Origin of the sequence: Flavimaricola marinus (assembly GCF_900184895.1) — a bacterium.
In the GTDB taxonomy this organism is placed as follows: Bacteria; Pseudomonadota; Alphaproteobacteria; order Rhodobacterales; family Rhodobacteraceae; genus Flavimaricola; species Flavimaricola marinus.
In genome coordinates this window covers 1,136,017-1,156,994 of the sequence record NZ_FXZK01000001.1, presented here as the reverse complement: position 1 = coordinate 1,156,994, position 20,978 = coordinate 1,136,017, and the positions used below count along the sequence as shown (strand labels likewise).

Sequence of the window (20,978 nt, the reverse complement as noted above, 5' to 3'; positions counted from 1 at the left end):
GGTAGAGGGGATCTGTATGTTGTTGTCGGCCAAAGACGTGACCAAGGCGTTCGCAAGTGCGGATGGACCCTTGCCCGTATTGCGCGGGGTCAGCCTCGATCTCGCAGCAGGGGAAACGTTGGCGCTGACGGGCGAATCCGGCAGCGGCAAGAGCACTCTGCTGCATCTCGTCGGGGGTCTGGATACGCCCGATGCCGGGTCGATCACCGTGGCAGGCATCGATTTGGCGGGGCTGGACGACGGGGAACGCGCGGCACTTCGCCGGACCACCGTTGGGGTGATCTTCCAGCAGTTCAACTTGATCCCGTCCCTGGCTGTGCGGGACAACATCGCCTTTCAAGCGCGTCTCGCGGGTCAGTATGACGTCGATGCTGCGCAAGGCCTCGCTGAGCGCTTGGGCCTGACGGAGCAACTGGCCAAGTATCCCGAGCAATTGTCCGGTGGTCAGCAACAGCGCGTCGCGATTGCCCGAACGCTTTGCGCCCGTCCAAAGCTGGTGCTGGCCGATGAACCGACGGGAAACCTCGACGAGGCGAGCGCGGACGCGGTGCTGGGCCTGATGCTCGACCTTGTCGCGGAAAGCGGTGCGGGTCTTATGGTGGTCACCCATTCGGAGCGTCTGGCGGCCAGAATGGGTCGGCGTTTGCATCTGCGCGCCGGCGTCGTGGCATGACGGCTACTATTCTGTCGGCGCTGATGTCCTATTGGCGGCGCAACCCGCTGCAGCTCTTTACCTTTTTGGCGGGGTTGGCTCTGGCCACAGCCCTTTGGTCTGGGGTGCAGGCGATCAATGCCGAAGCCCGGGCCAGCTATGATGCCGCTGCGGCGACCCTGGGGGAGGGGCGGTTCGACCAGCTTGTGGCCGAAGGTGGAGACCTTATTCCACAAGAGACCTACGTCGCGCTCCGTCGCGCCGGCTGGCGCGTCAGCCCTGTGGTCGAGGGGCGTCTTGAAGGGGTCCGCGTCGTAGGTCTCGACGTGTTGACCGCGCCCGGCGATCTGGCCCCTGTGCAGGCCATGGACGGCACGGATATCGAGGCGTTCTTGCTAGGCGAGGGCCAGGTCTTTGGCCGTGCCGAGGCGCTTGAGTTGATCGGTGACGTGCCTGCTCAGAAGGTGGTGGCCAATGATATCGCGCCCGGAACGGTCATCACCGACATCGGGGTGGCTCAGCGGTTGCTGGGCCGGCAGGGACAGGTGTCGAGGCTGATCGTGGACCCTGTGCAACCATTGCGCCAGCAGCCGTTGGCTGAGGTGGCGCCGGAACTGACACGTCGCGTGGCCGATGCGGGATCCGACGTTGGCCGGCTGACAGATAGCTTTCACCTGAACCTCACCGCATTTGGTTTTCTCAGTTTTGCTGTGGGCATTTTCATCGTGAATGGCGCAATCGGCTTGGTGTTTGAGCAGCGCCGCGGGGTGGTTCGCACGATGCGTGCTCTTGGCGTTCCGCTCAACCGGCTGATCTGGTTGATGATCTTGGAGCTTCTGGGATTTGCTCTGCTGGCCGGCACGATCGGGGTCGGCTTGGGCTATGTCGTCGCGGCCGCCTTGTTGCCGGACGTGGCGGCTACGCTGCGGGGCCTCTACGGTGCCGATGTGGGCGGGACGTTGTCGCTTCGTCTTATCTGGTGGCTGTCCGGGCTGGGTATGGCGGTCGGCGGCACGTTGCTCGCCTCGTCCGCCGCACTTTGGAAGCTGTGGCGGATGCCGCTGCTGGCCGCTGCCAAGCCTCGGGCATGGTCCATGTCGGCGGGCGTCGATCGGCGGATTCAGCGGCTTGCGGCGCTTGGCCTTCTGGTCGTGGCTGCGGGGTTGGCTATGTTTGGCGAAGGATTGGCGGCCGGCTTTGCGCTGCTGGCTGCGTTGCTGATAGGTGCGGCTCTGGCTTTGCCGATGCTCCTCGACGTCGGCCTTCGGCTGGGCGAAGCGCGTGCTGCGCCCGGCCTGCGGCAATGGTTCTGGGCCGATACCCGGCAGCAACTGCCGGGATTATCGCTCGCCTTGATGGCGCTTCTGCTGGCGATGGCCGCGAATGTGGGTGTCTCGACGATGGTATCGTCGTTCCGGCTGACGTTCACCGGGTTCCTCGATCAGCGCCTCGCCTCCGAACTTTATGTCACGGCGTCGGACGAGGGGCAGGCCGAAGCGTTGGAAGCCTTCGTGACCCCTCGTGTCCGGTCGGTTCTGCCCCTGATGGCGGTCGACAGGGATTTGGCCGGCGTGCCCGGCGCGATCTATGCCGCTCGCGATGACGCGACCTATCGTGACAACTGGAAGTTTCTGGAGGCCAACCTCGGTGCGTGGGACAGCGTCGCCCGCGGGGAGGGGATTCTGGTCAATGAACAACTGGCACGGCGTGCCGGCTTGGCCCTGTCAGAAATGATCCTTGTCGCGCCGAATACGAGCCTGCCGGTCGTCGGTATCTATGGCGATTATGGCAACCCGGTCGGTCAGGCGATCCTTGGGGAGGCGTTGTTCCGCCAACTTTATCCCGAAGTCGCTGCACTCCGTTTTGGTCTACGGCTGCCGCTGGACGAGGTGCAGGGATTGCGCACCGTATTGCGCGACGAGTTTGGCCTGAGCGACGAGGCGATGACCAATCAGGCCGCGATCAAAGCGTTCTCGCTAGAGGTCTTTGACCGCACCTTTACCGTCACCACAGCGTTGAATGTGCTGACGCTTGCCGTTGCAGCCTTTGCCATTTTGATGAGCCTGCTCACGCTGGCGGCACTTCGGGTGCCGCAACTGGCCCCGGTTTGGGCGCTTGGAGTGACGGCAAAGGCACTAGGACGCTTTGAGTTGATCCGGGCGGTGCTCTTGGCGGTTCTGACGACGCTTTGTGCCATTCCGTTGGGGCTGGCGTTGGCTTGGGTGCTACTCGCTGTCGTCAATGTCGAGGCGTTCGGATGGCGGTTGCCGATGTATTTCTTTCCGCTGGACTACTTGAGATTGGCAGGCTTCGCGATGATCGCGGCGCTATTGGCCGCATTGTGGCCGGCGCGACGACTGGCCCGAACGCCGCCATCCATGTTGCTCAAGGTGTTCTCCAATGAACGTTAAAGCCGCCACGCTGTGCCTTGCTCTTTTTTGGCCACTTGCGGCCATTGGCCAAGGTTTCGCAGGCTTGGGGGCGGGGGGCGAAGGTTTTGCCGTGCCACAACGCGGAACATCATTTGATTTCCCTGCCGACCATGCGGCGCATCCAGAGTATCGGATCGAATGGTGGTATTTGACGGCCAACCTTACCGGACCGGATGGCACGCCATACGGTCTGCAATGGACGGTGTTCCGCTCTGCCCTCGCGCCCGAGGCGGGCGAAGGCTGGACGGCGCCGCAGGTCTGGATGGGTCATGCCGCGGTCACTCTGCCAGATCGTCACCTCGTCGCGGAACGGTTGGCCCGTGGCGGTATCGGGCAGGCAGGTGCCACAGCCAGCCCCTTTGCTGTCTGGATTGACGACTGGCAAATGGCGGGCGACAGCTTTGATCAGATGCGCATGACGGCCAGCGGGCCGGACTTCACATATGACATGGAGTTGAGAGCCGAAGGCCCGCTCGTGTTCCACGGTGACGCGGGATATTCGGTGAAATCGGCCGAGGGACAGGCGAGCTACTATTACTCGCAGCCGTTCTTTGCGATCGAGGGCTCTATAAGCCTATCGGATCGCGAGATCCCCGTGACCGGGACGGCGTGGCTAGACAGGGAATGGTCCACACAGCCGCTGTCCGAGGGACAAAGCGGCTGGGATTGGTTCAGCCTCGTGTTCGACGACGGGGCGCGGCTGATGGGGTTTCGCCTTCGCGGCGACGGGGACTATACCTCGGCCACGTGGATCGAGCCTGACGGCACCACGACCGCCTACCCCGACGGAGCCTTTGCCGCACGGCCACTGGCCGAAACTGAAGTGGCGGGTCGCCAAGTTCCGACCGAATGGCAGGTGCAATTGCCCGACCGAGGGGTGGATGTGACGGTGTCCGCGATCAACACCCAAGCGTGGATGGATGTCAGTGTTCCCTATTGGGAGGGCCCGATCAGGGTCACTGGCACGCACACCGGCCAAGGCTATCTGGAGATGACGGGCTATGAGTGACTGGTTTGAGACCTTGGACGGCATCCACCGCCGCGTTTGGGCAACCTTGGTCGACGGCGTGGCGGACAGGGCCGCTCCTGCGCGGCATGTGGTCCTAGCGACTCAAGGCCCGGACGGCTGGCCGGAGGCCCGGACCGTCGTCCTGCGCGGGGCACGTCCAGAAGAGGCAGTGCTCGAAGTTCACACGGACCTGCACTCAGACAAGATTGCAAGCCTGCGCAAGCTACCAAGAGCGGCCCTGCATGTCTGGGATGCGGAGCAACAATTGCAGGTACGGGTTCAAGCCGATGTGCAAATCGCCTCCGGTCCCGACGTGGCCGAGATTTGGGCAAAGGTGCCGGACCCCTCGCGCCAAAGCTATGGAGTGACCCCGGCCCCCGGTCAGCCGATTGCCGATGCACTGGCCTATGCCAAAGTGCCCGACCCCGCGACATTTGCGGTCCTGCGCTGCCGCGTCTACACCATTGACGCCGTGCATCTGGGGGCTGACCACCGGCGGGCGCGTTTCGTGCGAGATGGGGACTGGGCAGGGCAGTGGTTGTCTCCCTGATCGTTGGCCTCCGCTGACGAAACTTTGCGTAGCAGCATAGGCGCGGCAAGGGTAACACAGTGGTCATGAAACAAACCTATCCCCTGACCCGCGACCTCGTTCTGATTGGCGGCGGCCATTCACATGCTCTGATGCTGCGCCAATGGGGAATGCAGCCGCTTCCCGGTGTGCGCCTGACGGTGATCGACCCGGCACCCACCGCAGCCTATTCGGGAATGCTCCCCGGATATGTGGCAGGCCACTACGGCCGTGACGATCTCGATATCGATCTGGTCAAGCTCGCCCGCTTTGCCGGGGCACGGCTGGTCATGGGTGCGGTCGACGGGATTGACCTTGCGGCTAGGCGGATCAGCGTGCCGGGACGTCCCTCGATTGCCTACGATGTGGCCGCGATCGACATTGGGATCACTTCGTCGATGCCTGCCTTGCCCGGCTTTGCAGAGCATGGGGTGCCTGCAAAGCCATTGACCCCCTTCGCGCGCAAATGGGCGGCTTTTCTGGAGGCCGATGGCCCCGCGCAGGTGGTTGTGATCGGGGGCGGCGTGGCAGGTGCAGAGCTGGCGATGGCAATGGCTCATGCCTTGGCACAGTCAACGCGCGAGGCCGAGGTGCGTCTGATCGACCGGTCTCGTGCGCTGAAAGAGGCAACGCCTTCGGGGCGCCGCAAGGTCTTGGCTGCAATGCGGGATCTGGGTGTCGAGGTCATCGAAGAGGCGCAGGTGGAGCGTGTCGAAGCCGATCACGTGGCTCTTTCGGATGGGCGAACTCTGCCGTCGCGCTTCACGGTCGGTGCGGCGGGAGCACAGCCGCATGACTGGTTGGCCAAGACGGGGTTGGACCTACATGACGGCTTCATCACTGTCGGTGAAACCCTGCAGTCTAGCGATCCGTCGGTCTTTGCCACTGGCGATTGCGCGCATCTGAGCCACGACCCGCGGCCAAAGGCGGGTGTTTATGCGGTGCGGCAGGCCCCGGTTCTGCATGACAATCTGGTCGCTACGCTGTCAGGTGGCACCATGCAGAGCTATTGGCCACAGAAGGACTACCTCAAGCTGATCTCGCTCGGGGGCAAGAGGGCACTCGCGGAAAAGTGGGGCCGGGCGTTCAGCGGGCCGTTGCTCTGGCGGTGGAAGGACCACATCGATCTGGCCTTCATGACCAAGTTCAAAGAGTTGCCAAAGATGGAGGCCGTGAGTGTGCCTCGCACTGCTGCCGATGGGCTGGCCGAGATCTTGGGCGCAAAGCCGATGTGTGGCGGATGTGGGGCCAAGGTCGGACGCGGCGCTTTGCGGGGGGCGCTTGCGGCATTGCCCAAGTCCGACAGAGCGGACGTCGAGGCCGTCCCGGGCGACGACGCGGCGATGTTGCGGGTCGGCGGACAGCGGCAGGTGATCTCGACGGATCACCTGCGTGCCTTTACGGATGATCCCGTAGTGATGACCCGGATCGCGGCGATACATGCGCTGGGCGACGTCTGGGCGATGGGCGCAACCCCGCAGGCGGCGACAGCGACGGTGATCCTGCCGCGAATGTCGGCGGATCTGCAGGAGCGCAGCTTGGCCGAGATCATGGCGGCAGCCGCCGAGGTGATGTCCGACGCGGGGGCGGCCATCGTCGGCGGACATTCCTCGATGAGCGACGAAATGACCATCGGATTCACCGTCACGGGGCTGTGCGACGCGGACCCGATTACCATTGCCGGGGCCAAGGAGGGGGATGTCCTGATCCTGACGAAGCCCATAGGCTCGGGCGTCATCATGGCCGCCGAGATGGCCGGGGAAGCACGCGGTGACATCGTAGCAGAGGCCTTTGCCTCGATGGTTCAGCCGCAAGGCGCGGCCTCGAGGATCTTGGCAAATGCGCATGCGATGACGGATGTTACGGGCTTTGGCCTTGCTGGCCACGTGGCTGGAATTTGCGAGGCGTCCGGCCTTTCCGCGGCCGTAGACATCGCCGCAGTACCACTCATGGAAGGCGCATTGGAGCTTTCGGAGGCTGGAATCGGATCGACACTCCTGCCGGACAACAAGGCTGGAGCTGGCGTGGTGATCGGAGCGATTGGCCCACGGGGCGACCTGATGTTCGATCCGCAGACGGCAGGAGGGCTCTTGGCCTGCGTGCCGCAGACAGAGGCCGCCGCGATACTGACAGCTCTTCAAGAAGCGGGATACCCGGCCGCTCGGATCGGGCAGATGGTCGCCGGAGTAGGCGTCAGATTTCGCTGAGCCGTGCTTCGATCTGCGCGGCGAGCGCGTCTTGGCCGGCATGGTCGAGGCTGTCCGCCCGGAGGACGTCCAGAACCTCGTGATCGTGCACGGTACGGGATTTGGCATAGGCCGGATCGTAGTGCTGCTCCATCAGCGCCGACGCCAAGCCTTTGAAATCGCCGGCCTTCATCTGCTCGATCCAACCATCCACGATCTTGTGGCCACGGAAGTAGCGCAGCGGTTCGAGGCGGCTGGCCAGCGTGTCGGGATCTGCAATCACATCGGCATAGGCCATCGTAAGGTAGGCGGCGCGAGCCTCGAGCGGAGCGGTGATCTCGATCCGCGGAGCGGTCCGCATGATATGCCACAACTTTGGGGGCAGGGTGAGTTGCCCGATCTTGCTGCTCTCGGCTTCGACGACGACGGGGCGTGTCGGGTCCAGCTTGTCCAGAGCGCTGATGAGCGCCGATTCAAAGCCCTTTTGCGCAGGCTGACCGCCCTCGACCGCCCCGAGGAGCGAGCCGCGATGCCGTGCCAGCCCCTCAAGGTCCAGCACCTGAACGCCCCGCCGCGCGAGCAGGGCCAGAATGTCGGTTTTCGCGGTGCCGGTATTGCCGTCGAGCAGGATCAATTTGTGCGGGAGCGGCTGTTCGTAGAGCGCCTTCTGCACCAGCCGTCGATAGGTCTGATACCCGCCCTTTATCGTATCGGCCCGCCAGCCGATCTGTTGCAGGATCGAGGTGAAGGAACCCGACCGTTGACCACCGCGCCAGCAATAGATCAATGGTCGCCAGCCGCCATCATATTGAAATAACTCATTTTCGATGTGCTGCGCTGCGTTTCGGGCGACAAGGGCGGCGCCGACTTTGCGGGCATCGAAAGGGCTGGTTTGCTTGTAGAGCGTGCCGACCTCGGCGCGCTGGGCGTCAGACAGAACGGGCAAGCTGATCGCGCCGGGGACGTGATCTTCGGCAAATTCCGCGGGTGAACGCACGTCGATCACGGTGTCGAAGCCGTGTCCGCGAAGCTCTGCTAGGGTATCAAAGATCACTGGCATATGGTCCTTTATCCTGCCCGGCAAGGCGGCGAAAGGGGCTGATTGGTGACGCGGACCCGGTTCCTGCCCCACGGCGTTTGCGGCCGATCGGCCTGCCTCGCGACTCGATGGTTAACGCCATCGGGGTGGCCGAAAACGGCTGTCGGTCTGCCGTCGGTGTGACGTCGGTATGCCGTCGGTGCCATTTTCGGCATTGCCGGATTTCGGCACCGAACGTTGCACATCGCTGGTCAGCACCGTGCCGCAACGGTAAACCATTTCTGAATGCCGCCTGACAAAGCCGGAGCCTTCCAGATGCGCCCCACCGACCTCGTTCTGACCCCGACCCATCTGCGGTTTCTCGACCGTCGGTTCGCCTGCACGATTGGCCGGGGTGGCATTGTCTCTGACAAGCGGGAAGGCGACGGGGCGACGCCACGCGGGGAGCACGATCTGGTGGGTATGCTCTATCGTCCCGACCGGATGTCCAAGCCTGCCGATTGGGCAGTGCCGATCCGCCCCGGCGATCTGTGGTCGGACGATCCGAAGCACGAGGACTACAACCTGATGGTCCGGGCCCCCTATCCGCACAGTCACGAAGTGCTGCGCCGTGCCGATCCGATGTATGATCTCGTGCTCATCACCGATTGGAACTGGCCCCGGGCAGAGCGTGGAGCGGGATCGGCGATATTCATTCACCAGTGGCGCAGGCCGGGTTATCCGACGGCAGGGTGCGTCGGGCTGAGCCGGTCGGACCTTCGCTGGATCGCGCCCCGGATCAAGATCGGAACCAAGCTGATCGTACGCTGAGCCGCCGGTCTGCCCCTCCGGGGGTGAGTGGCCGCATCGGGCGATACGGGCTGTTGGTCGATTGCTCGTTCACCCGGCCTATTCGATCTGTCCGGCCTGCCGTGGCATTGGCCACGTGCGCCCTCATTCTGGCGCCTGCATTCCATCAATCCGGGTATCGTGAAAGCCAGAGGGCGTGCCGCGTGGAGACGGGGTGCCGCTCCGTCATGGTCCTCACCCGCATTCTGCGCTTGCAATATGTCAAATACCATCCATATAACATCCATACAGATGGAGAAACGCGAATGAGCAATGTCAGGCAGCTAAGAGACAAGCAACCGGAGAACGAAAAGCTCACGATCAATCTGGGGTTTGTCGATCTCGGGCGGATCGACCTGCTGGTGCAGGAAGGCTTTTATTCGAACCGCAGCGATTTGATCCGCACGGCGATCCGCAACCAGTTGGAAAGCCACGGCGCGGTCGTGGCCAAATCGCTTGAGCGTCACACGATGGACCTTGGCCTGCGGGACTATTCCGTGGCCGATCTCGAGGCGGTTCGGGATGCGGGTGAAGTCCTGCACATCAAGGTGGTGGGGCTCGCCCGGTTCGATCCCGCGATTTCCGCCGAACTAGCCCGCGAGACCATCGGCTCGATCACCGTCCTAGGCGCCTTGCAGGCCAGCGCCGAGATCAAGAAGGCCCTCGTCGACCGCATCAAATAGGGTGCATCCCGCATAAACAGGAACCCATATGAAACGTTTCAACGCAGGCGCTCCGCGTCAGGCGACCGATGGCGCACGCCTGTCGGCAGCACAATCACTTGTCCAACGCACGCTCGCTCAGCACGGTTTGATGCCGCCGCCCGACGGGTCCGGCACGTCGCCGATGCCCGCGCTGCCGTCGCTCGATCGAATGCTGGCGCAGTTTGCGGGACCGGGGGGCGCCGCAGCTGCCACCCCTGACGCGATGCCTGTCGGCGCAACCTTTGAAAGCGACACCTATACCTGTGCGGCTGGCAGTCGCGCCTATCGGACCTATGTTCCGGCCTCTGCCGCGCAGGGGCTGACCGGCGTGATCATGATGTTGCATGGCTGCACCCAAACCCCCGAGGATTTCGCAGCCGGCACCGGCATGAATGCTTTGGCCGAAGAGCATCGCCTCGTCATCGTCTATCCGAAGCAGTCGCGCGGCGATAATGCGCAATCGTGCTGGAACTGGTTCAGCCGGGGCGACCAGCAAAGGGGCCGTGGCGAACCGGCGATCCTCGCCGGGCTCGCGGCGCATGTGGGCGGGCTCCACGGGATCGGCCGCGACGCGACATTCGTTGCGGGCCTGTCGGCCGGCGCCGCGATGGCCGTCATTCTGGGTGAAGCGTATGGCGACGTGTTTGCCGCTGTCGGTGCCCATTCGGGTCTGCCCGTAGGGGCGGCCCGGGATGTGCCCTCCGCCTTTGCCGCGATGGCGGGCAATGCCACCGGGCAGGCCCGTCCGCCGCAGATCCACGGACCTGTCCGCACCATCATCTTCCACGGCACGGCCGATCCGACGGTGCATCCCTCGAACGGGGAGGCGATCGCACGCCGGGCGATCGACGCATATGCCCCGCAGAGCATCGAGTCCTCTTTGACCGAGCATAGGGCGGGCCGTCAGGTCAACCGTGTGATCTCCTGTGGCCCCGACGGCACCGCCATTGTCGAACACTGGGCGATCGAGGGCCAGGGACACGCTTGGTCGGGCGGCCGGACGGCCGGCACCTACACCGATCCCACCGGCCCCGATGCCAGCGCGGAAATGATCCGCTTCTTTTTCGAAACCTCACATTCGGACCAATGACATGACAGCGATGACCCTGACCTTCGACGCCGTGGACGAAGCCACGCCCGGACCCAAATGGGCCGCACGCTGGCACCGTTCGTGGCCCGCCTACGAGGCGTGGTTCGTGGCACGCGGTGGAGACAGCGGGCCATCGCGCGAGGAGTGCCGGTCCGCGTTGCGGCGCCACATGCCGGAGCTCGTCCCGACCTATGATCGATTGGTCGCCCTGGCAGGGGGGTCGGACCGCGCTGCCCGTTTCTTGTCGACATGGTGCCCGCCGACCTATCTCGGCGGCTGCTCGGTCGCCGCCGCCGCCAGCAAGAGGCACGTTCGGCTGGTCCGCAACTACGATCTGTCGCCCGAGTTGAACGAAGGCTTGCTGCTGCGCACCCAATGGCGTGGTCGCGCCGTGATGGGCATGGTCGAATTCCTGTGGGGATTGTCGGACGGCATCAACGATGCCGGTCTTTGCGTGGCGCTGGCCTATGGCGGCCGGTCGGAAACCGGCGTCGGCTTCGGCATTACGACGATCCTGCGCTATGTGCTCGAGACCTGTGACACCGTCGAGGAGGCGCTTGTCGCCTTGGCGCGGGTGCCGTCCCATATGGCCTACAATCTGGTGCTTGCGGATGCGTCCGGCCGTTTGGCCAGTGTCGAGATGGCACCGGGCGGCGGGTTGACCGTGATGCCGAAGCCCGTCGCGACCAACCATCAGAGCGGTAATACCGCGGCCGATCGCCCCGCCTTCACCCGCACGTTCGAGCGCCGGGCCCATCTCGAGACGCTCCGCGTCAAACCCCGCAAGCTGAACCGACATTTCCTGACGCCGCCGCTGTTGCAGGACCGGTATGCCCAGGGGTTCGGCACCCTGTTTACCGCCGAATACGATCCAAAGGCGCGGGCTCTTGGTCTGACGCTGAACGGCGAGCGATGGAATCAGCCTTTGGATGCGTTCGAGGAGGGGCAACGCATTGCCAACTATGCCCAAACGCCCCTCGCGAGGCCGACACCAGCGACACCGCCCCACTCGGAGCCGCCGAGTATCGGTGTCGATGTCGATTGGGCTTTGGCGGGATCGATTGATTGGTCCGCCGTTGCCCGGGATTTCGCGGAGGGCAGGGGCCGTGACATCCGGTCGTATCTTTCGACCGGCGCCCCACGCCGGAGCTGTGCCGTGCCATCAGTCTTGCCGTCATCGGCGCAAGGGCCGATCTGTCACGCAACCAACTGAGCGATTGGCGAAGCCGGGCCGATCTCGGCGACCGGGCCGTTCCTGAGTGGTGGCCGGGTCGCGCCGGGATGTCAGCCGGGCTTCGTGGCGACCATGCTGGCGCGTTCGCTGAAGCTGGCGTGCCAGGCGGCGAGCGCGTCGTTGCCTGCCCGCCAGCCGCGTGCGTCGTGCCGCAGATCGAGGTAGGACAGCGCACAGGCCACGGCCATGTGGCTGATGTCGAGCGGCCCGGAGAGGTGGCTCATCCAGCGCTCGTTGATGGCACTGACGCCCCGGCTGGCTTTGCCCCATTGGGCGTCCATCCATGCGGCGCTTTGCATCTCGGGCGTGCGGAACCGCCCCTCGTAGGTGAGGTTGACGGCCGCGTCCATGATCCCGTCGGCGGTGGCCTCGAGCGTCAAAACCTCCCAGATCCGCGCCTCGGGGTAGAATTTGCCTCCTGCCAGCGCGTCCAGATAACGGGTGATCACCCGGCTGTCGTAGATCGCGGGCCCGTCGCCCCGCAGCAGCGCCGGGATCTTGCCGATCGGGTTCGCGGCCATGACGCTGGTGTCGGTGGCCAAGGGCGTGGTGCTGACCTCGACCTCTTGGACCCGGTCCGTCAGCCCGGCCTCCCGGATCAGCAGCCGTGCCTTGCGCACGAAGGGCGAGGCGGGGGAGATCAGCAGTTTCATGTCGGTGCGCCTTTGCTTGGGTGTTCTATCCTAGTCTTGTCGCGGGGCGAGCATCAAGGCGGATAGCAGCGCGGTGTCGGAGCCGAGCGCCGAGGACTTCACGCTTTGCGCGGCCCGAAGCCGCACCTCGTCGGGCTTGTTCTGGTTGAGCTTCCACGTTCCATCAATGCTTGAGACCTGCATTCGCGCCGGCACGATCTGACGCATCATCCGGTCGAGCGCGTCGGGTGTCATCTTGGAGGCGGTCCAGGGCGTCTTGGGCTGCAGCGCCTCTTCGAAATGCGCCGACTGCCGGTCGAGCATCTCGCGCATGTCCTCTTGCGGCAGGAGTTCCAGCGTGCCGCGCAGGTGCACGGCGACGTAGTTCCAAGTGGGCACCTGATCGTCGACCCCATACCAGTCGGGCGAGACGTAGCTGTCAGGCCCGCTGACCGCGATCACCGCTTGCGTCGGCGCATCGAGCGCCCGCGCGATGGGGTTGGACCGCACGAGGTGCAGATCGAGGCTGTCCCCACTGGCGTTCAGCAAGAAGGGCACATGCGCCAGCAGCGGCCCGTCTTGACCGTTGATCGACAAGATCCCGAACCCCCGTTCCCGCGCAAAACCGAGGTTCTGATCGCGCTCGGCTCTGCGGAAGATCGGGTTGGGGTGCATGGCCGGTCCTTTGGATTGGGGTGTCAGACCGCTGGGGGTCTGCCGGAGTGGAGGTTGCGCCAAAAGAGCCGTATTTGGGGCCAAAAGAAGCGTCAGCCGAGGAGATGATCCCCGTCCGTTCCGCGGATTGTGGTGGCGACGATTTGTCCTTCGGGCTGGTCCGCGTCGAAGTGGACTTCGGCGAAGTGCTCGGTTCGGCCCATGCGGGGGGATTCCATCAGGACCTGATGCCTCTGCCCGATCTGGGCGGTCAGGTGCCGGGTGACGGCCTTGGCTCCTGCGGCGCGCAGGTCGGCGGCGCGGGCCTTGATAGCTTTGCCGTTGACGGCGGGCATTCTTGCGGCGGGCGTGCCTTGCCGCGCCGAGTAGGGGAAGACGTGCAGCCATGTGAGATCGCAGTCCTCGATCAGCGCCATGGAGTTGCCGTGCGCGGCCTCGGTCTCTGTCGGGAAGCCTGCGATGATGTCGGCCCCGAAGGTCATGTCGGGCCGCAGCCGCCGCGCCTCTTGGCAGAAGGCGATGGCGTCGTCACGCAGGTGCCGCCGCTTCATCCGTTTGAGGATGAGGTCGTCGCCGTGTTGCAGCGACAGGTGCAGGTGCGGCATGAGCCGGGGCTCGGTCGCGATGGCCTGCATCAGCGCCGGGTCAGCCTCGATGCTGTCGATGCTGCTGATCCGCAGGCGCGGCAGGTCGGGCACGAGTTTGAGGATTCGCAGGACGAGATCGCCGAGATGCGGCCGCGCGGGCAGGTCTGCCCCCCATGAGGTCAGGTCGACGCCGGTGAGCACGACTTCGTTGTAGCCCTTGTCCACCAGCCGCTTGATCTGATCGACCACAACGCCCGCGGGCACGGAGCGCGAATTGCCCCGCCCGAAGGGGATGATGCAGAAGGTGCACCGGTGGTCGCAGCCGTTCTGCACTTGCACATAGGCCCGGCTGCGTGTGCCGAAGCCGTCGATCAGGTGACCGGCGTTTTCGGTCACCGACATGATGTCGTCGACCTGCACCGCCTCGGTTTTTCCGATCAGGTCGGGGGCCATTTGCGCCCAGGTGCTGGCGGCCATCTTCTCGGTGTTGCCGATGACCTTGGAGACTTCGGGCATGGCGGCGAAGGTGTCGGGTTCGGTCTGAGCGGCGCAGCCGGTGACGATCAATGTAGCCGTCGGGTTGTCGCGCCGCAGCTTGCGGATTTCCTGCTTGGCCTTGCGCACCGCCTCGGCGGTCACGGCGCAGGTGTTGACGATCACCGCGTTCTGCACGCCGGCTTGGCTGGCGAGATCCTTCATCGCCTCGGTCTCGTAGGCGTTGAGGCGGCAGCCGAAGGTGGTGAACTTGGGCGGTGATTGGGTGCCGTCAGCCATGCCAGACACCGTCGAAGACATGCGCGGTCGGGCCGGTCATCCAGACGCCATCGTCGCGCCAGTCGACCGCGATGTCGCCACCGTCGAGCGTGATGGTCACGGACCGTCCAGTGAGGCCCCTGCGGGACGCAGCCACCGCCGTCGCACAGGAGGAGGAGCCGGAGGCGAGGGTGATTCCCGTGCCACGCTCCCAAACCCGCATCCGGATGTGATCCGGCCCGATCACCGTCGCGAACTGCACGTTGGTGCGTTCGGGGAACAGCGGGTCGTGTTCGAAGCGCGGACCGAGCGTGGCGAGGTCGATGCTCTCGGCATCCTCGACGAAAAAGGTGCAGTGCGGGTTTCCCATCCCGGTGGCGGTCGGTTCCCCGTCCAGCGGCAGGGTCAGCGTGCTTGATTCGCGAGACAATGGGATCTCGTGCCACAGAGTTTGTGGGTGTCCCATGTTGACCGACGTGAGCCCGCCGCCGGCATCACGAGCATAGAGCAGCCCCCGGTCGGTGCTGAGCGTCAGCGTATCGGAGCCGCGTTCGTCCATCAGCCAATGTGCGATGCACCGGGTGGCGTTGCCGCAAGCCGCCGATAGCGAGCCGTCGGCGTTGTAGAACGTCAGATGCACGTCGGAGCCTGCCCGGTCAGAAAGCACTGCCAGTTGGTCATAGCCGACCCCCCGGTGCCTATCGGCCATGGCCCGGATCGTGTCGATCGGCACGGCGGGCGCATCGCCCCGACCGTCGATCACGACGAAATCGTTGCCCAGCCCGTGCATTTTTCTGAACCGTAAAGCCATTGTCCCGCCTTTGTGCATCTGCGGCGATATAGACGAGCGAATGGAATGAATCCAGATGTTGCGCATTTATGGGTTGACCCCAACCGCACAGCTTTCTAAACGACGCCTCGTGGGGCCTGTAGCTCAGCTGGTAGAGCAACTGACTTTTAATCAGTAGGTCTCGGGTTCGAACCCCGACGGGCTCACCACTATTATCAATAGCATAGTTGTATTTTGCGTCTTCACCGATCTGACTGGGTAAGCGCAGGGTAAGCTTCGAGTTGGTTTTCTTTTGCTTTCGTCCGAATCCTGACGCAACCTGAGCGGGATTTGGAGGATTTGGATGGGTCATATTAGGCTCGGGACTTTGCCGCAGTCAAAGAAGTGGCGTGATGTCATCCAGTTGCTGGAGTCGTCGGCACCACTTGAGAATGTAGCAGAGGCAGCAGCGCGGGCGTCCGAGCTGGATTTGCGTCGCGCCTCAGACGATCCAACCTTCCAATTTGTTGCGCAGTTGCTGGTCAAGTTGCCTTTGCTCGCCAGAGCGCCGGGCTTTGAGGCAGCCTTGTCGGAACTTGGTGTTAAGCGCAGCGCTTTAGATTCGGTGTCTGGGCTGTTGGCCGGTCTCAATGACGCGATCACCCAACACAATTTTGACAATGGCCGATCTTCCGACGCGGGGGAGATGGGCAGAGCGGCGCTTCTGGAGAGCCTTTCGGTTCAGATGCGCGGCCAACTGCCGACGCTGTTTGAGCCCACGCCGCAGGAGATCCGGAAGGCTCTGGCCTCTTTCGCCAGTGGGCAGAACTTCGCGGTGCTAGCTCGGGATTTCTTTGCGCGGCTGAGTTACCGCTCACTAGACTACTACCTGAGCCGGGAGTTGGCAAACCATACCGGCGTGGGCAAGCGCTTTGCCGACGATGCAGCCCGTGTGGAGTTTTCTCGGGCCTTGTCACAGCACACGTTCGAGGCCTCGCGGATCGTGGAAGAGTTCGCGGGCGGCTGGTACGGAAAGACGGTCTGGAAAGAGCAGTCCCTCAGCCAGGACAAGATCAACGACTTCACCCGGTATGCCTTTAAGAAGATGAGGTCCGAGCTTGGCCGGCGCCGCACCTCCGTCTGAGCATATCGTCACCTGCTTTGCGCCCTTGGCGGATCGCGACGGTGATGAGCAATTGCGCTTTGAGATTGACGGCAAGGTCAAATCCGTCTCGATTCGTATCGGCCAGTTGAGCCGACAGCTTGTGGCGCAGTTGCCGGAAATGGCGATTGATCTTATTGAATTGGCGGCTTTTGTGTATGCCATTGATTCCAGCGTAAGTCGCGGCGGACTCGCGGATCAACAGATGGGCGCGAAGTGGCATCGGCGCTTTTGTGTCGAGGTTCCCGTGCGGGAGTTGGATCGCTGGTCGGACCCTGATCTGAAACGTGAGCTTGAGGAAGCCCTGATGTTTCTCTCTGGCGACCGTTTCGAGTTCTCGTTTGTTCCGATGGACGGTGATGATCGCGGCCAAACGAAGTACTTCGAGTTCGGGCCGGAGGGGTCTTGGGTGCCAGACTCACTACTAATGTTTTCCGGTGGTCTGGATTCCTTTGCGGGAGCGCTCGAAGAGATCATTGAACGTAAACACAAGGTTGGGCTGATCAGCCATTTCTCGGCGACAAAGATTGCGCCGATACAGCGTGACCTGCAGAAGCACTTGGCTTTGAAGCTCGGCTCACAGACCCTTAGACACATTCCCATGCGGGTGCAGTTGCGCGGCGGCACCAATGCCGAGGGCACGCATCGTGCCCGATCTTTCCTCTTCGCCGCACTTGGCATGGCGACGGCGGTGGCTTTCGGGAAAGATCGGGTGTCTTTCTATGAAAACGGTGTGGTAAGCCTCAACCTTCCGTCGGTGGGCAATGTGTTGGGCACGCGGGCGACGCGGACAACGCATCCGCAGACGTTGCGGCGGTTCCAGAGCCTCTTTAGCCGGATTTTTGAGACTCCGCTACGTGTGGACAACCCGTTCTTCTGGCGCACCAAGACGGATGTGATTGAGACCATCGCCCGGCTGGGGATGGCAGACCAGATCGCTTTCACCCGCAGTTGCGCCGATGTTCACAATCAGACCAAACAGTTCGCTCATTGTGGACTTTGTTCACAATGTATCGATCGCAGGTTCGCGGTGCTAGCGGCTGGACTTGAACGGTTTGATCCGCCGGAGGCCTACCGGGTTGATCTGATGACTGGCATCAGGGCCCGAGTTCAAGACAAGGAGGCAGCGCTATCTTATGTTCGTGCGGCGCTTGGCTATGAGATGATCGCTGGGGCAGACCTGCTGACGCGCTACCCGGCGATATTGAATGCGGTGGACCATCTTGGAGAACCCTCTGACTCGTCACTTAGACGAATTGCTGGACTCCTGCAGAGACATGGTCAGGCAGTCGTCTCGGTTATGCGCAAGGAACTCGGAGTGCGTCGTCCCGACGAATTTCCAGCCGACAGCCTGCCTCATTTGTTTGGCAGGATTCAGAACGCACAAGCCTGGCCCGAGGGACCATCTTTATCGCCTGAACATGACCCGGTTGAGACGAAAGAGGCTTTCGAATTGGTGATTGATCGCAAGCGCCAGCTTGTCGTGATCAACGGCATCATCTCGATCAAGGGGGCGGCGTATCGCCTACTGTCCGTTCTGGCGGATGAACACTTGGTCGGAGCAGGGCAAGGACTCGACCCGCTTGATTACCCGACGCTCAGTGGTGGAGTCCTGGCAGATCGATTGGGTCTGCTCGACGATGCTGCGGTTCGCCAGTCAGTGAATCGCTCTCGGTCGCAACTTGCACAGAGATTTGGGTCAGCTGACTTTGAGGCTGAGGATGGCAAGGTGCTGATCGAAAATATCCCCTGGAGTGGGTATCGGCTGGCACCTGATCGGGTCACCGTGCGGGTTCAGTCGCCCAAGTGACATCATTCGATCACGTCAAAATCATCGACGCTGTCGAGTGGACCGCGTTTGCGGAACCGCGCCATAAGATCGACCTGGCGTCCGGGTGCGACAGAGCCGTAGGATCTAAAGGTCGTGAGGACGTCGTCGTGCCCCATGTTTTGCGACCACGCCTTGTAGTCCTCGGGCGTACGGCAATGGTCTTTGGCCAGTTCGGCTAAGGTATCACGGACCCGGTGGGGTGAGAACGGCGGCAATCCTGCATCAACGAAAGCCTGTTTGAAAATCTTGGCAGCTGATGACGGGCTCTTCCAAGGGCTTCGATCAATGCCAACGGCAGAGAAGCGACGAGATGACCCGAGCCCCACCCTTGTCTTGGGAAACAGCGGGTCACTGTCCGAGAAATGATGCTGGAATCTCAATTCAGCGATCCAGTCGCGGACGACCTGCTCACACTCCCGTCCCATCGGATAGAATGCCGTGGTGAAGCTTTTGCCAAACTTAGTGTCGACGGAGCGACCGTCAAAGTTCACGCAGGAATTAACCAGATCAACATGGCCGAGGCGCAGGGTGATCGCTGCGCCTTCGCGCGATCCGGACAGAAACAGGAAAGCGATCAAGGCACGGTCCCTCCGCTGCAACACCGTCTTGACCGGCATTCCGGAGATAAGCTGGACAACTTGCGAGGGAGATGGGTGAGGCTTCCAGAGGGACGAGCGACGGGCGGCGTCTGACTTGCGATCGGGCGACAGGAACTCGATATCTGACCTCGTGATCCTGGACTTGTAACCGGATTGATCCGCAAGCCAGTGGTAGAAAGCCTGGACCTCACGCAGTGTTCCATTGATCGACGCGAGGGACAGTTTGGCCCCGGTGCGCTGGTTTTGCTGAGATGCGAGACGGCGCTTGTAACTGCGGGCGCGCTCAGAATGGAAGCTGCGAAAATCCTTGCCGTCGAGGAAGCTCTCGTAGCTGGCGATGGCAGCGGCGGCCTAGTCGATCGAGGCATCCGACAGCCCCTTGGCCTCCATACGCCAGACCAGGTACTTGCGCTTGATCCGCAGGTTATCCGAGTTGCGCTTTGCCATGGGTCTGGGCCTCCCTTGCTGAGGTATCATTTAAACGGGGCTCGGGCAGGGACACTATTCTTGGGTTGGCCTGTTGCACTGCGACCTCGATCTTGGCCCGAATGGCCTCAAGATCGGCACGTTTGACGACCTTGTTGAGGATGCAGCCGCAGGCGGGGCAGAGCGCCTTTAACATGCCCGTTGTCGGTGTTTTCTGGGTATATTCAGCAAATTTTCCATCGGGCTCTTGTGGTGATTTGCATCCGAGGCAAAAGAGGTGATGGAGTGCCATTTTGGTCTTTGCTTCTGAGCGCCGGTGGCCGAGAAAAGTTTTTAAATCGGCGCCTCGGATCAGCCATGGCACCTTGGCGCGATCCGCTTCGAGGCCCTTGTCCTTGATCCACCGAATGATCGTCTGACGGTGACGCCCTAGCGCCTGCGCCGCTTCCCAGACAGTATAGACCTGATGGGTCTTAATGCGATTAGGGGAGGGAAGCCGGGCCATCAGGACGCCTCCGGCGGCAAGGGGCCGGATGTGTTCTGGCAAATCTGGGCGGCCTCCCAGGCGCTGACGTCCTCTTCGCGGTAGAGGACACGCGCGCCGATCTTCAGGAAGCGCGGGCCCTTACCCAGCCAGCGCCATTGCTCCAACGTCCGGGGCGAGAGGTGCCACCGGGCGGCCAGTTGGTCTTGAGTGAGTTTGGTCATGTGTTGCTCTCTGCCGTTCAATGCCAGTCGAGGAGTTTCGACGGGCTTGTGCAGAGAATGGTGCGCCTCGACAGCGGGAAAATATGTGGTCAGAGGCGAGAAAGGTGTGACCAATCTCGCTCGTAAGTGGCTGTTTTTATTAATAGGAAAAGGAGTCAGTGTCTACCAAGCTAGAATACAGTGACATTGGAGGATCTGTTGCGTTAGTTGCTCCGCGACTCTGGACAGGCTTGTGCTGGCCTCGACTGCATACGGCATCACTCACGATGAGGAAGGGGTGGCCTGAACAGAGCTGATCGAGATTAAGGGCGCGTAAGCGCTGACGTTGGCCGATCGGCGGCTGTTCGACATACTGCTGCGCCATGCCTTCGTGCCTGACCTGGCGTCGGAGCATAGGCGCTTTGATATCGAAATTGTTGACCAAAGAGAAACTCATGAAAGTAATGATGGGCTTGTGCAGACGATTGAAGCCCTCATGACGACCGTGGTGACGAACCAGCGCCCAGACGGATCAACCCACCGCGTGCAAGTCCTGGGCTGGAACGATCTGTCAGACACCATGCGGAAGCGTAGCAACCTCAAATACGTCCGGCAGGCATGAGATGCATTCGCGATCGTACTTGAACCGATGGCGCACGACAGCTTATCGGTGCGGAATCCTGGGCTGAATGGCATAGAGACAGTCGTCCAGTGGCAGCAGCGTGTGCCGCCGAAACGCATCGATGATGGCTTCCTCTGTCTCAGTCAGAACCGTGGAGCGAGGTTTCTTCGGCCCGGTCGTCAGATCCGCGACCGTCGCCTGCTTGCGCCTTTTGGCCTCCGTCCTAGGTTGGATGGCCAACTCCCTGCTCAGTAGCGCGAGCAAAGCTTGCGATCTCTGTACTGTTGATCTGACGGCGTGCGTGGTCATGGCGCTTCTGTGACGAACGTGGCCCACAATGCTTCCTTCCCTTCCTGAGAAAGGACCGCATCATCAAACTGTGGGATCAAATACCTAGGGAAGGCCACTACTCCGCTCAAGGAGAGTGTCTTTCAACAGGGCCGCCAAGGGGTATTGAACCGGCCGCAACGTGCGAAGCACTGCGACCAAGGCC

At 62.6% G+C, this 20,978-nt stretch carries 20 protein-coding genes, 1 tRNA gene and 1 pseudogene; 13 read left to right on the top strand and 9 right to left on the bottom strand.

Annotation, left to right across the window (positions count from 1 at the left end; genetic code table 11):
• The first annotated feature begins 16 nt into the window (after window positions 1–16).
• The 5 genes from LOM8899_RS05620 (at window position 17) to selD (ending at window position 6,868) form a co-directional block, all read left to right on the top strand.
• Complete coding sequence (locus tag LOM8899_RS05620) at window positions 17–673, top strand: ABC transporter ATP-binding protein (RefSeq protein ID WP_093991111.1); 657 nt, start codon at window positions 17–19, stop codon at window positions 671–673.
• On the top strand, window positions 670–3,063 hold the full coding sequence (locus LOM8899_RS05615; RefSeq protein ID WP_093991110.1) for an ABC transporter permease: 2,394 nt from the start codon (window positions 670–672) through the stop codon (window positions 3,061–3,063). The genes LOM8899_RS05620 and LOM8899_RS05615 overlap by 4 nt, the downstream gene beginning before the upstream one ends.
• Complete coding sequence (locus LOM8899_RS05610; protein WP_093991109.1) at window positions 3,053–4,093, top strand: lipocalin-like domain-containing protein; 1,041 nt, start codon at window positions 3,053–3,055, stop codon at window positions 4,091–4,093. The genes LOM8899_RS05615 and LOM8899_RS05610 overlap by 11 nt, the downstream gene beginning before the upstream one ends.
• Complete coding sequence (locus LOM8899_RS05605) at window positions 4,086–4,643, top strand: pyridoxamine 5'-phosphate oxidase family protein (protein WP_093991108.1); 558 nt, start codon at window positions 4,086–4,088, stop codon at window positions 4,641–4,643. Before LOM8899_RS05610 ends, LOM8899_RS05605 begins: the two co-directional genes overlap by 8 nt.
• 65 nt (window positions 4,644–4,708) lie before the next feature.
• Entirely contained in the window at window positions 4,709–6,868 is a 2,160-nt protein-coding gene (selD, locus tag LOM8899_RS05600) for a selenide, water dikinase SelD (protein WP_093991443.1), read from the top strand.
• Here the strand turns inward: selD and mnmH are convergent.
• Complete coding sequence (mnmH, locus tag LOM8899_RS05595; protein ID WP_093991107.1) at window positions 6,855–7,907, bottom strand: tRNA 2-selenouridine(34) synthase MnmH; 1,053 nt, start codon at window positions 7,905–7,907, stop codon at window positions 6,855–6,857. The genes selD and mnmH overlap by 14 nt on opposite strands.
• A gap of 294 nt (window positions 7,908–8,201) precedes the next feature.
• Between mnmH and LOM8899_RS05590 the strand changes: the two genes are divergently transcribed.
• The 4 genes from LOM8899_RS05590 to LOM8899_RS05575 all read left to right on the top strand — a co-directional run bounded on the left by LOM8899_RS05590 (window position 8,202) and on the right by LOM8899_RS05575 (window position 11,721).
• Complete coding sequence (locus tag LOM8899_RS05590) at window positions 8,202–8,696, top strand: L,D-transpeptidase family protein (protein ID WP_093991442.1); 495 nt, start codon at window positions 8,202–8,204, stop codon at window positions 8,694–8,696.
• Between the two features lie 284 nt (window positions 8,697–8,980).
• Window positions 8,981–9,397, top strand: a complete 417-nt coding sequence (locus LOM8899_RS05585; RefSeq protein WP_093991106.1) for a ribbon-helix-helix domain-containing protein — start codon at window positions 8,981–8,983, stop codon at window positions 9,395–9,397.
• 28 nt (window positions 9,398–9,425) lie between these two features.
• Entirely contained in the window at window positions 9,426–10,508 is a 1,083-nt protein-coding gene (locus LOM8899_RS05580) for an extracellular catalytic domain type 1 short-chain-length polyhydroxyalkanoate depolymerase (RefSeq protein WP_093991105.1), read from the top strand.
• Window position 10,509: 1 nt separating this feature from the next.
• Window positions 10,510–11,721 (top strand): C45 family autoproteolytic acyltransferase/hydrolase, encoded by a 1,212-nt coding sequence (locus LOM8899_RS05575; protein WP_093991104.1) that lies wholly within the window; start codon window positions 10,510–10,512, stop codon window positions 11,719–11,721.
• Between the two features lie 71 nt (window positions 11,722–11,792).
• Here LOM8899_RS05575 and LOM8899_RS05570 read toward each other — a convergent pair whose 3' ends face one another.
• The 4 genes from LOM8899_RS05570 to dapF all read right to left on the bottom strand — a co-directional run bounded on the left by LOM8899_RS05570 (window position 11,793) and on the right by dapF (window position 15,200).
• Window positions 11,793–12,395 carry a glutathione S-transferase gene (locus tag LOM8899_RS05570; RefSeq protein WP_093991103.1) on the bottom strand — a complete coding sequence of 201 codons (603 nt, stop codon included), beginning with the start codon at window positions 12,393–12,395 and terminating at the stop codon, window positions 11,793–11,795.
• A gap of 30 nt (window positions 12,396–12,425) precedes the next feature.
• Window positions 12,426–13,049 (bottom strand): FMN-binding negative transcriptional regulator, encoded by a 624-nt coding sequence (locus tag LOM8899_RS05565; protein ID WP_093991102.1) that lies wholly within the window; start codon window positions 13,047–13,049, stop codon window positions 12,426–12,428.
• 92 nt (window positions 13,050–13,141) lie between these two features.
• Window positions 13,142–14,410, bottom strand: coding sequence for a tRNA (N(6)-L-threonylcarbamoyladenosine(37)-C(2))-methylthiotransferase MtaB (gene mtaB / locus LOM8899_RS05560; RefSeq protein WP_093991101.1), 1,269 nt, complete (start codon window positions 14,408–14,410; stop codon window positions 13,142–13,144).
• On the bottom strand, window positions 14,403–15,200 hold the full coding sequence (gene dapF, locus LOM8899_RS05555; RefSeq protein WP_245820442.1) for a diaminopimelate epimerase: 798 nt from the start codon (window positions 15,198–15,200) through the stop codon (window positions 14,403–14,405). The genes mtaB and dapF overlap by 8 nt, the downstream gene beginning before the upstream one ends.
• A 112-nt stretch (window positions 15,201–15,312) precedes the next feature.
• On the opposite strand from dapF, the gene LOM8899_RS05550 reads away from it, so the two are divergent.
• The 3 genes from LOM8899_RS05550 to LOM8899_RS05540 all read left to right on the top strand — a co-directional run bounded on the left by LOM8899_RS05550 (window position 15,313) and on the right by LOM8899_RS05540 (window position 18,130).
• Window positions 15,313–15,388: transfer RNA gene (locus LOM8899_RS05550), tRNA-Lys, on the top strand.
• A 158-nt stretch (window positions 15,389–15,546) separates the two neighbouring features.
• On the top strand, window positions 15,547–16,302 hold the full coding sequence (locus LOM8899_RS05545) for a hypothetical protein (RefSeq protein ID WP_245820441.1): 756 nt from the start codon (window positions 15,547–15,549) through the stop codon (window positions 16,300–16,302).
• A complete protein-coding gene (locus LOM8899_RS05540) occupies window positions 16,277–18,130 on the top strand; it encodes a 7-cyano-7-deazaguanine synthase (RefSeq protein WP_093991098.1) in 1,854 nt (617 codons plus the stop codon). Before LOM8899_RS05545 ends, LOM8899_RS05540 begins: the two co-directional genes overlap by 26 nt.
• 2 nt (window positions 18,131–18,132) lie before the next feature.
• On the opposite strand, the gene LOM8899_RS23685 is transcribed toward LOM8899_RS05540, so the two are convergent.
• The 3 genes from LOM8899_RS23685 to LOM8899_RS05525 form a co-directional block, all read right to left on the bottom strand.
• Window positions 18,133–18,861 (bottom strand): tyrosine-type recombinase/integrase, encoded by a 729-nt coding sequence (locus LOM8899_RS23685; RefSeq protein ID WP_281253197.1) that lies wholly within the window; start codon window positions 18,859–18,861, stop codon window positions 18,133–18,135.
• A 313-nt stretch (window positions 18,862–19,174) separates the two neighbouring features.
• On the bottom strand, window positions 19,175–19,681 hold the full coding sequence (locus tag LOM8899_RS05530) for a helix-turn-helix domain-containing protein (RefSeq protein WP_245820439.1): 507 nt from the start codon (window positions 19,679–19,681) through the stop codon (window positions 19,175–19,177).
• On the bottom strand, window positions 19,681–19,884 hold the full coding sequence (locus tag LOM8899_RS05525) for a helix-turn-helix transcriptional regulator (RefSeq protein ID WP_093991097.1): 204 nt from the start codon (window positions 19,882–19,884) through the stop codon (window positions 19,681–19,683). Before LOM8899_RS05525 ends, LOM8899_RS05530 begins: the two co-directional genes overlap by 1 nt.
• A 325-nt stretch (window positions 19,885–20,209) precedes the next feature.
• On the opposite strand from LOM8899_RS05525, the gene LOM8899_RS05520 reads away from it, so the two are divergent.
• Complete coding sequence (locus LOM8899_RS05520; RefSeq protein WP_093991096.1) at window positions 20,210–20,485, top strand: hypothetical protein; 276 nt, start codon at window positions 20,210–20,212, stop codon at window positions 20,483–20,485.
• A gap of 48 nt (window positions 20,486–20,533) precedes the next feature.
• Here LOM8899_RS05520 and LOM8899_RS23680 read toward each other — a convergent pair.
• Window positions 20,534–20,821: pseudogene (locus LOM8899_RS23680) on the bottom strand (IS481 family transposase); the annotation flags it as partial.
• Window positions 20,822–20,978 lie beyond the last annotated feature (157 nt).